11 protein-coding genes are annotated in these 10960 nt (G+C 64.8%); 4 read left to right on the forward strand and 7 right to left on the reverse strand.

Annotated features, from left to right (window positions below; genetic code table 11):
• The first annotated feature begins 192 nt into the window (after positions 1–192).
• The 3 genes from LZ604_RS28025 (at position 193) to LZ604_RS28035 (ending at position 1366) form a co-directional block, all read left to right on the forward strand.
• Entirely contained in the window at positions 193–408 is a 216-nt protein-coding gene (locus tag LZ604_RS28025; RefSeq protein ID WP_234518428.1) for a hypothetical protein, read from the forward strand.
• Positions 409–759: 351 nt separating this feature from the next.
• Positions 760–966 carry a DUF8825 domain-containing protein gene (locus LZ604_RS28030; protein ID WP_234518431.1) on the forward strand — a complete coding sequence of 69 codons (207 nt, stop codon included), beginning with the start codon at positions 760–762 and terminating at the stop codon, positions 964–966.
• Positions 947–1366, forward strand: a complete 420-nt coding sequence (locus tag LZ604_RS28035) for a DUF6233 domain-containing protein (protein ID WP_234518434.1) — start codon at positions 947–949, stop codon at positions 1364–1366. Before LZ604_RS28030 ends, LZ604_RS28035 begins: the two co-directional genes overlap by 20 nt.
• A 399-nt stretch (positions 1367–1765) precedes the next feature.
• Here the strand turns inward: LZ604_RS28035 and LZ604_RS28040 are convergent, their stop codons facing one another.
• Together LZ604_RS28040 and LZ604_RS28045 are read right to left on the reverse strand one after the other, a co-directional pair.
• Positions 1766–3076, reverse strand: a complete 1311-nt coding sequence (locus LZ604_RS28040; protein ID WP_234518436.1) for a gluzincin family metallopeptidase — start codon at positions 3074–3076, stop codon at positions 1766–1768.
• A gap of 253 nt (positions 3077–3329) precedes the next feature.
• On the reverse strand, positions 3330–5177 hold the full coding sequence (locus LZ604_RS28045; protein WP_234518438.1) for a hypothetical protein: 1848 nt from the start codon (positions 5175–5177) through the stop codon (positions 3330–3332).
• Positions 5178–5263: 86 nt separating this feature from the next.
• Between LZ604_RS28045 and LZ604_RS28050 the strand changes: the two genes are divergently transcribed.
• Entirely contained in the window at positions 5264–6238 is a 975-nt protein-coding gene (locus LZ604_RS28050; RefSeq protein ID WP_234518440.1) for a hypothetical protein, read from the forward strand.
• A gap of 22 nt (positions 6239–6260) precedes the next feature.
• Here the strand turns inward: LZ604_RS28050 and LZ604_RS28055 are convergent, their stop codons facing one another.
• The 5 genes from LZ604_RS28055 to LZ604_RS28075 form a co-directional block, all read right to left on the reverse strand.
• Positions 6261–6647: a hypothetical protein gene (locus LZ604_RS28055; RefSeq protein ID WP_234518442.1), complete on the reverse strand. Its 387-nt coding sequence runs from the start codon at positions 6645–6647 to the stop codon at positions 6261–6263.
• 88 nt (positions 6648–6735) lie between these two features.
• Complete coding sequence (locus LZ604_RS28060) at positions 6736–8274, reverse strand: terminase large subunit domain-containing protein (RefSeq protein ID WP_234518444.1); 1539 nt, start codon at positions 8272–8274, stop codon at positions 6736–6738.
• A complete protein-coding gene (locus LZ604_RS28065) occupies positions 8271–8807 on the reverse strand; it encodes a hypothetical protein (RefSeq protein ID WP_234518446.1) in 537 nt (178 codons plus the stop codon). The genes LZ604_RS28060 and LZ604_RS28065 overlap by 4 nt, the downstream gene beginning before the upstream one ends.
• A 1114-nt stretch (positions 8808–9921) precedes the next feature.
• Positions 9922–10305 carry a hypothetical protein gene (locus tag LZ604_RS28070; RefSeq protein WP_234518448.1) on the reverse strand — a complete coding sequence of 128 codons (384 nt, stop codon included), beginning with the start codon at positions 10303–10305 and terminating at the stop codon, positions 9922–9924.
• A 148-nt stretch (positions 10306–10453) separates the two neighbouring features.
• Positions 10454–10960: hypothetical protein (locus LZ604_RS28075; protein WP_234518450.1), on the reverse strand; the 507-nt coding region annotated here is incomplete at its 5' end.

The following is a 10960-nucleotide window of genomic DNA, read 5'->3' on the forward strand; positions in this document are numbered from 1 at the left end:
CCGGCGTTTCGAACCGAAGGCGTCCCTACTCACTCACTGTGCGGGAGTTACACCTTCCATGGCTCCGAAAAGCCACGGCCCGGTTCCCATCCGTACCCCGCTTCCTCTCCTCTTCCGTGCGGCGGCGACGCTTACGACTGGGAGATCAACAGCCCTAAGGGGAGCGTTGGTCCAACTCGGTAGCATCGGGGTATGCCCACGGGACCTTTGCACGACCGCGCCGTCAACAGCATCGTCAACAGTGAACTAACCCAGGAGATCTTCCGCTGCCGGTGCATGATCGGCGAGGATCACATCGAGGGTCCGGACTCGGTTGACCATGAGGAGGAGCCTGGGGGCTACTCCTTCGCTGGAGCCGAGGAAATTTGGCTCTCCAGCGGCATGGATGAGGACTACGACTTCCGCTAACGACTTTGGAAGGCTCGGCGTGGGCGCGCAGTCGCTGCAGAGCGTCGAATACGCAGCCTGGTTTCTGCAGCAGCCAGGCGTAGTCCTCCCTCAGCATCAGCGCGGTCCAGGCACTGCAGCACCGGCGATGCGACCACATCGTCGAACGCACCGTCGGCGAACGGCAGGCGGTCTCAGGTCGACCACGTGCGGAGCTACGTCGTCACCGAGCCGGCGCCTGGCCAACACCAGCATCCCCGGCGCTGGCGTCGAGGCCGGTGACGACGGGGACAGGCCCTGCCTGCCATTTCCCGAGGTGACAACCCCAAGCCTCACTGGTGGTAAAAATCGAACACATGATTGAATCTGGTCATGCGACAGATTCCCGAGGACCTGGCCCGAGCACAGGAGGACTGGCACGCCACCTACAGGCAGCTCACCGCGCGCCCGCGCACCGCGCTCCGGACGCGACTGATCCACCTGTCGTCAGAGGTGCTGTTCCACTCGTACTGGCAGGGCCAGCGGTCGGCGGCCTGGGCGGCGCTGCACGGTGCACGCCATGTCCGACCTGCCCCCTGACCCGCCCCGCCTTCGGGCGATCCTGGCGCACCTCGACCGGCAGATCACAGACAACGACACGATCGGCATCTACCTGCGACTCCAGCGCGACGCAGTCCAGAAAGCCCTCACCGAAGTCGAGCATCCGCCCCAGCGACAGCGGCAGAGGGGCCGCGTGAAGGTCGGCGGCTCGCTGCCAGATTTCGCTCTGCCGCCCACTCGGACCGGTTACGTCGTGCAGCAGAAGCGCACTCCTCACGGACCCGAGCCCACCTTCATCCACCTCGCCGACTGCACAATGATCGAGGGGACACCGCATCGGATCAGGCCGGACGAGGCGCGGGCGGCGCTCACCGATCCGAACATCGAGTCGTGCCAGTTCTGCCGGCCGGATACCAGGCTGGGCCTGGACCTGGCATGAGCATCCTGGGCTCGACGAGCCGCCCGGCCGGGCGTAGGTTCGGAGGGGTCGTGGTCCACGGCGGGCGGCTGGAACAGCTCGCTACGTCCCCACAGTCGTGGTGGCGTTCACCGCAAAAAACAATGTTGATGCATCCGACCCGGATGCGTGCGATGCACGAAGATCAAAACGCGGAGAAGTGGCGACGCCGCGCGATCAGGTTCCCATCCTCATCTCGGCGCAACTCGTGAGTCGCATCCTCTGGAACCTCTTGCCCCTCGGGCACAGCCTCGCCGTGAACCAAGAGAGTCTCGATGAAACGTTGACGGACGCGCCGAAGAAGATCTTGGCCGCGCTCAGACGGCTGCCGGGCCTCCCGTTGCCCTGCCCCGACTACAGGGCTCTGCTCGTGTTCGCTGTTCATGGGTGGCCCTTACCCTCGTTCGAATCGTCGAATCCTACACGCCTCAGCTCGTACAGTCCAGAGGCAGCCCTAACGATCTCGTGTGTGTACGACTCTATTTGTCGATACATGGGAGACTTTTCCGTGATGAGCTCGTCAGGGACCCTTATCTCCCCTTGACTGAACAGCGAGTCAACAAAGAACGTAGCGGCCCTCTGGGGTCGATTCTCGTCGTCACCATTGGGGGGCACAGGGTTCACAAACCGAGGAGGTTCGGATGGGGCAATAACCAGGAAATTTTCTCTAAGCCCGTATCTCGCTCCTGGCATTGGCATTGCGGACAGCTCCGGCCACTCGAGAGTCTCAGCTCCGATTACGCGCTCTATAGCCTCAGTTCCAGAATCCAAGACGGCTTGCGTCAATTCAGATGACTCGGAAAGAGAGAGGATGCCGCGATCGACAAACGCCGCCCGCAATTCGACACTATGACTGCCGCTATACATGACCCTATCGACAGCCAACATATGGGCCGCAACGTCAGCAAAATGACGAGTGGACATTGGAGTCGCAGCAACAGCCGCAACGAGAATCTTCGCCATCTCCTTGGCTGAATCTTGAAGCCTCTCGACCGTGTTTCCATAAAAGGTCTCCGCCAAGGCATCTAGAAACGCGGCGGAGAACACTCGCGAGAAAGAGTGCTCCTCTGCACACAGCTGCACAGCTGGCGCACGCAAGGGGAGAGTCATCGGGTCCATATAGTAGAACTCATTCGCGGCATCACGCAAACACGTCTGCTCTACCTTATGCGGCCTGGATCGCCGCAAAGCCCAAGCCATTTGTTCACCCGTACGCGAAAGCCGAGATGACTTCTTCAGATCGCCACCGGTGTCAAATATAACTGCTGAACAGAAACCATCCACCGTGAGAGACGAGAGCATTGACGAGATATCACCAAATGCCTCATGGAACGCGTAGACCTGGGGGTCATTGACCCCGAACAGTCTAGGGTTTATGGCATCAAGCACCGCATGCCCCATTTCATGAGACACGATATCGGGACTTTCAGCCGAGTAGATCGTTTGGTTATTAGCCGTGCCGTGGAAGAAGTAAACCCCAGTCCGGTTATACCAGGCGTTGAATCGCTCTCCATCGTCCAAGTGGACCGTGAGCTTCCTGCCTACGTCCTTATGCCACTTGAGCTCACCCGGCACGGCCTCCTTAACCCAGTCAATTGTTCGACGTGCGGCATCTGCGGCGGACCAGTAACGAAGCTTGTAGTCGCTACTGTGAAATGCCCCTGGAACCGAGCCTTCGATTACAACCGGCAAGGGGGGTTGATCAAGCTTAGGCGCTGGCCGAGCAACTGGGGACCGCGACGACGGAGGCGCTCCTGGATCATCCTCCCAGACGTACACCGTATCCGCGCACATGACACCTCCCTCAGATCACCTGACTGGCGCCTGCGGTAAATCCAGGTTGCGTGTACAGGGGTCTTGGCGCCCGATCTTTAGGCCGAACGGGTGAATGCTCACGGCCCAGGTGGCGGCCCTGCACGCACCTTCCTATAATCGCGCCTCACGACTACTCCATCAGTGGAACAGCTGGAATCTCCGGCGAACTCTGGGGCAGTCCGAGGTATGCACGCACAGCCGTGTGGTCACCTGTCGCATCAGCGAGCCGAGCGGCTGCGTCGAACGCCCGCTTCTGAATTCGCTCGATCTCCTCCTGAGCGTCATCGATGGGGTAGCCAGCGTCCATCAGCATGCGGACGCCGGTCTCCACAGACAGCACACCGGCGCCCACGCCCTTGACCACCTCGTCGAGGACCGCAGCCCGGTCGGTGGGAGTGTGCGGGCCCCACGCCAGGCGGGCTGGGAGGGACTCCCCCGCGGGCCATCCTTCGGCCTGCCCAGCTTGGTGGAGGCGTTGCACCATGCGCAGTAGGACGGCGTACTTGTGGGTTCGGGCCAAGCGCATGGCGGCCACCAGGGAGTCCAGTGGGCCCAGGGCGAGTTGCAGCGCGTAGCCGGACGGCAGAGCGGTCGGGTCGAGCGTGCCCAGGCCGGCTGCGGTGAGGCGGCTGTTCGCGGCGACGCGGTCGAGGATGTGGTCGATGCGGGCTCGTAGCTCGGCGAGCTGGGCAGAGGTGTCCAGGACGTCCATGCGGCCGTTGTCGTTGAGCTGCCATACCGTCCCAGCCCGGACCTTGACCGGGAGGGGCTGACCGGTGGCACGGTCGATGGGCAGCCTGGCACCGGCCAGGCCGATGATCGGCGAACCGGTGGTAGCCGAAGCGCCGGAGCTGTCGGTGTCCGTGGCGGACAGCTCATCGAGCGCCTGGAGGACGGTGGCGATGGTGGGTTTCCCCCAGTGCTCGCCGCTGGCGGGGATGCTGTTGGTGACGTGGACGAGGGGGATGAAGTCAACCATCAGGTCGAGCCGGTCGAGGACTTCACCATCCGATCGGGCCCGGTACGTGGCCTTGTGCATGGGCAGGTCGTAGAGGAAGTCGGCGTACTTGAGATCGTCCAGCTCCCATTCGGCGTCAGTGAGGTAGCACGTCCACGGAATCGGCCGGTTCTGCGCCCACGGGTAGGCGCGGGTGATCACCCCGGTCTCCCTGTCGAAGGAGTCGCCAGGAGTCAGGACTGGCTCCCTATCGTCGGCGTAGACGTACTCGCGCACGGCGTTTCCGTTCTTCGCCATACCGCGTCGGCTGGCCGGGGCGATCGGGCCCAGTTCGTACGTAACTCGGCGCAGCCGGGCTTTCAGGCCGCGCCGCTTGTCCTCCGGCAGCTCCCACGCCAGGTGGACACGCGTGGGGAACTCGGCGACGTCCTGCTCGCCGTCCTCCGGCCACTCCGGGAAGTACAAGCCCGGATCCCACGTGCGCAGAAGGACACGGCCCTTCGCAGGCTCCCAGGCGAGGCTGTAGACCGCATCGCCCAGCAGGATCGCGGTCCGCTCCGCTTGCTGGATGCGCAGGGGCAGCAGCTCCTTCTCCGCCCACTCCCTCAGCTTCTCCTGAACGGCCAGCGCCATGGCGGCCTCGTCGGTCGGTTCGTCGTCGGCGTGCTCGGCACCCGCGACCGTGATGGTCTGCTCGGAGCCGAGGAGGTAGCCGAGGGCAGTATCGACCAGCTTCGAAGCGTCGCCCAATTCACGTCGTTCGGTTCCGGCCTCGTCATCCCCGGTGATCGCGGCGACCTGCCCGGCTTGGTTCGAGTCGTACGCGGCCAGTAGGCGATAGGCAGCGAGTCGGCGCAGGTCCTCGTCGGGCACCCAGGATGAGGTCAGCTCCGCCCAGGCGTTGCGCCCCGGTCGGCGCGGGTCGGCCATGACTGGCTTGTAGTCCAGCCAGCTCCAGACGTCGGTGATCAGCTCGCGCAGGCCCACGGTGCCCTCCAGGCAGTCGGCCCCGCGCCGCAAGATCAGGTTACGGCGTAGACGAAGCGAGCTGTCCTCAACCTGACAAATCTGTCACTCCGGCTGGGTAACATCACCTTCCCGGGAGGGTGGCAGCGGCGCTGGCCTCCGTTGTCCAGGGCGGGGGCACCTTGACGTCTAGGCGAGCGCGGAAGATCGAGCCGGCGGCGTACGAAGCCCTGACTGAGGCGTTGGCCCGGATCTACTGGTACAAGCCGGATCTTGCCCGGTTCCTCCAAGTCCGCGCGTCGGATCACCCCGAGCTGGTCAGCGGACTGGACTTCACGAACTACAAGGTGGTCTTCGCAGGGCAGTTCGTGGAACGGCTCAGGGTCGGGGAGGACCGATACCAGGACCTCACGCTCTCTCTCATGCTTGAGATCTCACAGATGGAATCGTTCCCCACCCTCAAGCGACAGCCCGAGGCCGAGAAGCTGCTGGCTCAAGCCAGGGACGCTGTGGCCGACCTCAGGACCTGGACTGAACGCTTCCGTGGCCTTCTTGAAGAACGGGCAGCAGTCGACGAACAACAAGCCCAACAAGCGGAGCGCGAGAAGCATCGCCGTGGCTTCTCGCAGCGCCTTGGCGAGCTGAAGGAGGAGTTCCTGCGATTGCAGTCGGACACCAACCGGCAGAGTGCCGGTCGCGCCTTCGAGTCGTTCCTGTTCTCGCTGTTCGAACTCTTCGACATGCAACCCCGCCTCGGGTTTGACCTTGAATTCCAGCAGATCGACGGGTCAATCACCTTCGACACAGACGACTACATCCTGGAAGCGAAATGGTTGAAGGGTGCTGTCGAGGCCGGGCCGTTGCTGCTGTTCAACGAGAAGGTGCGTCGGAAGGGGAAGAACGCACTGGGTCTGTTCATCAGCGTCAACGGCTTCAGCTCGGGCGCCCGGTCCGCCTTCAGCGAGGGGACCGCCTTCCTCACGCTCGACGGCACCGACCTGTTCTACGTCCTCGACGACCGAGTACGGCTTGACGAGCTGCTCATGCGCAAGAAGAGGCACGCAAACGACACAGGCGACTGCTACTTCCCCGCGCATCTGATGATCGGCAACTAGGGCCGTAGTCCGGCTGGCCGCGTTACGGCCTCAACGTGCTCCCGGTGGCTTCGGCCACTGCCTCGTCGTACCCCGGCAGTCCCGGCGCGGGGAACGAGGAGCACGCGGCCAGGAAGCCGCCACGATCGCCCGCGCTCTGCTCGTGTTCGCCGAGCTGGTCCCATCGGTCGGCGCACTCCTTCTCGCTCGGGCTGGAATAGGCGGGCGCTGCACCGTTGGCGATCTTCTGCCGCTGCAAGGCCAGCCCTTCGCTTCGTCCGAGCCGGTACGTCTCGCGTACGCGGTCAAGGTGGGCGGCGCGCTGCTCCTCGTGGCGCGGCTTCTCAGTCTTCGACGAACAGCCCGTGAGGCACGCAGCGGTGATGGCTGCGATGCACAGGACTGTGGCCCAACTCCCCCTGGTCCCCATGATCGGGAGGCTAGCAGCGGTTCGTTGTTCCGGGTGGGCTTGGCCTTTCCTCTTGGGGCTGTTTCCGGTTCCCTGCACCGGGCGGGGATCAGCGGCGGCCGTCGAAGCGGTCGTCGTCGATGTCCGTTGGCAGCGTGTCAAGTTGATCCGGGTCAGCCAGCTCCGTCAGCCCGTGCACGGCTGCGTCCATACGGTCCGGGCTGTCCATTCCTTCGACCCAGGTGACCATCTGGTCTTCCAGCTCGGTGTAATCGCCGACGTGGTGGACGAGCTGCTGCTCGTAGAGCTGGGCTACCGGTGCGGCGCGCAGGCGCTTTCCGACCTTGGCGGTGACTTCCAGGATCATCGGCATGAGCAGGCCCTTGGTGACGCCTTCGCGGCGTAGCTGCTCCCATGCCTGCGTGACGATCTGGCGGGCCATGTCCCCGCCATAGTTCTTCTCGACCACGATGGCGTCGGCCTTGAGTTCGAGCGCGAGGCGGCAGGCGGCCAGGCCCCAGTCGTTCGCTCCCATGGAGCCGGACCGGTCGGCGAGGACGTACAGCTGCCTGTCGAAGTCTCGGCCGACGCCGATGACTCCGGTCTCGTCGCCGACGGTGGACTCTCCGCCGGCGGGGTCGACAGCCACGACGATGCGCGCCATGTCGATGCCGGAGAACTGGACGGCGTTGATACGGGCGGTGTCGATCCACTCGCGCTTCCACACGCCTCCCTCGGGCGGGCGGGGCTTCTGCATGTAGAGGGCACCCCAGACTCGTTCGCCGACGCGCTTGCGGGTCCGGGCGTGGTGGGCGGCGTCGAATCGCTGTGGCCACAGTGGCTCGCCGGGTGCCCGGCCGAGCGGGTCATCGGGGCTGTCGGCCAGGGCTGGCAGGTCGATGACGCGCCAGGCTTCACGCTCGGTGGCGAGGATGCGCCCGGCAAGGTCGTCTTCGTGCCAGCGAGTCTGGATCAGGCAGATCGCACCGGTGGGTTCGAGTCGGGTCTGCAGTACGGAAGTCCACCAGTCCCAGGCCCGCTTGCGCATGGTTGGGGAGTCAGCGTCGGCCATGTCCTTGACCGGGTCGTCCACGATGGCGATGTGGGCGCGTCGTCCGGTGAGGCCGCCGCCGATGCCTGCGGCGAGGAGCCCTCCTTCGCCGCCGACGATGTCGAATCGGTTGGCGGCCTGGCTGCCGGTCTTGAGCTGGATACCGAGTTCGTCGCCCCAGGTGTAGATGGCGTCCCTGATCCACCGCCCGTGATCGTCAGCCAGGTCGGCGGAGTAGCTGGCGATCATCATGCGGTGGCCGGGGTTGCGCCGGAGGTACCACAGCGGGGCCCAGCGGGAGGCGCGTCGGCTCTTGCCGTGCCGCGGGGGCATAGTGAGCATGACGCGGTCACAGCGGCCTTCCGCCATGTCGATGAACGCCTGGTCGATGAGGTCCAGGTGAGGTGCCTGCATCTCTCGTCCCCCGGTGAGTACGGCCGCCAGCGCGCCCGGGGAGCGGTCCATGGCGAGCTGACGTTCGGCTTGCGCGAGCTCGGCGCGCAGCGTGGGGGAAGCGGCCTGTGCGATGGCTCGGCGCTGCGCGGTGGGGAGCGTCTTGTAGCGGGCGATGACGCTTGCGTGATCGCGCGGCCTCACTCGGCGGCCGGGTCCGTGAGCGCGATCAGGGCGTCAAGTTCATCCGCGGTCACGTTCTCGATCTGGACCGCCCCGCCGTCAGGGCCTGACAGCTCGGTGCGTACGGGCATGTCGAGGCCGAGGAGGCGCGCACGGCGCTCCATGATGCGAAGGGTCCGGTCGATCGCGGCGAGGTCCTGGTCGCGGACGGCCTTCTTGTAGGCGACGAAGAACAGCCGGTCCAGTCGATCCGCTTCCAGGGCGCGCAGCTCGTCGACGTCATCGTTCAGCTCGGCGCGGCGGTCGGCCAGGGCGGTGCGGACGTCCCGGCAGGCGGCGTGGATCAGGGCCTCGTCGCTCGGCGGGTCCTGGTTCTTGCGGTACCGCTCGATCCCGTACCCCTGGGGGTAGGCGATGCCGTCTGAGTTGGCGGCCGGGTCGGCGGCGAGCTTGCGGGCGATGGTTAGCCAGTCCACGCCGGCGAGGCGTAGATCGATGGCGTCCGAGCGGCGGCGCGCGATGGCCGCACGCGCGGCTTTGTCGGGGCGTCCCACGGCGGGGTCCTCCACAAGCTCGGGTGCACCCCCGCGCCCCACGTCCATGATCGCTCATCAGTTACATGGGACGCGCCGGTAGGTCACGCAGTGATGGCGCTCACACAGGGGGCAAATGCCCTCGCCCCTTCGCGCGTCCAGGCTACTTTCGGAGGCATGTCGGTCATCAGCCTCAACGTCACCCTCTGCGGGGGCAGTTGGGCTGCCCAACTTTCCGGGGGCACGTGGGCCGCCCAAGTTTCCTGGTGGAGGAGTCTCAGGCCGCCTGCCCATACGTCGCGCGACTCGCTGTTCACCTTTTGGCCGTGGCCGCGGCGTTGCCCTTTCGCCTGCGACACGGCGGATGAGGAGCTGCGGCTGTCCATGGTGCTGTCGCCCATGGCGTACCCGTGTCCGCAACCCGGCTACTCGCGCTTCGCAGGTTTCTGGTTCGCACTCAACCACGCGCGGCCTGGCCTCGGAACTTCCCTGATGGCCGCCGGCTGGTCGGAGCTGAAGCGGTATGGCCTGGAACCTGACCTTCTCGGGTTTGAGTCCAGGGCTGCCGCTTCGCAGAAGGTGACCTTGCATCGCCTCCAAGTCAGCGCCCTCTTCCGCTTCTTCGCTCGACTGTTTTTCGGCGCTTGGCTTTTCGTCTTCCTGCTTGGCTCGCTGAGGACTCTAGGCCTCAGCAGCCCTCGGCGGCACTCCCCCCGCCCACCTGTACAGGCTTTCCAGATTCCCTGCGGTTTGGCACGACATAGCTCGCCGCTAGTCCCACGGGCTCCGGACGGACGCCGCTTCCCGTTCCATCTTGACGGAAGGGGCGCCTCGTTGCGCACTGCCCTGAGGGAGGCATCTAGTCCTGCGTAACGGCTGCGCCTCAGCTTCTTGGAGGATGCCGTGCCGCAGTTTCCTTTTCACCTCGCTGCGCCTTGGTGGGCGTGGTTGCTGATCACCATCTTGGCGCTTCTGGCTAAGACGTTGATCAGAATCACCAAGGCGGTCTTCCCTACCGATTCGCAGCACCGCCTGGAATGGTGGAAGGCCTACTTCGGTCGCCGCGAGGAACAGTAGGACAAGCGGTAGTCGACGATGCTGAAAGGGGGGTGAGGCCTGACCTCACCCCCCTCACTCATAGCAACGACATCTGCTCGCCGTCACCGGGCTTCTTGGGCGGGACGTATTCCGGGGGCGCGTCCGGCGCGTCACGCTGGGTCCGCAGCCACCAGGCGAACTGGTAATTGCGGCAGGTCCGGAAACGCACGGAACTTCGGCGCGGCTCGTCGGCGGGAATGCTGTGCTCGCCCCATCCGGTGATCGGGCGAGCGTTGTTGAGGTGTACGTGCAGTCCCGGCACCAGGGCGGGGCCGTCCCACTGCTCTCCCGGGGCGCTCTCGAAGGCCAGGTGGGCGTTATGGCTCCAGTTCCATGGGTTGGGTAGGGCACACAGGTACCAGGCCAGCGGCGGATTGTGGCGCGGGAGTTCGAGGGTCTGGTGCCGGCGGCGGGGGTCCACCGGGGGCGGTCGGGCTGGCCGAAGCTGCGCAGGCAGTGCTGGTCGAGGGCTACGTGCCGCACGCCTGCCAGCCACATGATGCGGTACCGACTTCGCGATTCAATTTGTATCTGCATTCGCTCCGACATACGCTCCCCAATGGCGTTTATTAATTGGCGAGAGATTCATTCCTCTCTACTACCAATTTTATCAAATTTCCCACCAATTCCAGATGTCTGTCATGGCGGAAGCCATTCGGGTACGGCATGTTGAATTCCTCTTCGAATGCCTTCTCGTATTCCTCCTTGGGAAGGGCGATGGGGCGGCGGCAAGTCGCCTTGAGGTTGGACCCGCTGAGGTCGGTGACCTGTACGTCCTTGAAGTAGCGACGGAGCAGGGGTTCCAGAGTCTCGGGGGTGTGGAACCGGAGCTTCTGCCATTTCCCCTTGACGAAGTTCATCTCCACGTTGTCGTCGTCGAGGAAACTCATTTTCGTGGTCGCCGTCTGGGACGTGACGCGCTTGGCCTGTTCGTCGCGCAGTTCGCGGGCGAGGCTCCGGGTGCCGAGGCACACCACTCCGTCGGCGGCGCACAGGGCATTAGACGTCGTTTCAGTTGGTGAGTCGGCGGTAGCTGATGAGGGCTGCGGCGATGCCGGCGAAGGCGAGGAAGTGTT

It is taken from the genome of Streptomyces glomeratus, assembly GCF_021462825.1.
Lineage (GTDB): Bacteria > Actinomycetota > Actinomycetes > Streptomycetales > Streptomycetaceae > Streptomyces > Streptomyces glomeratus.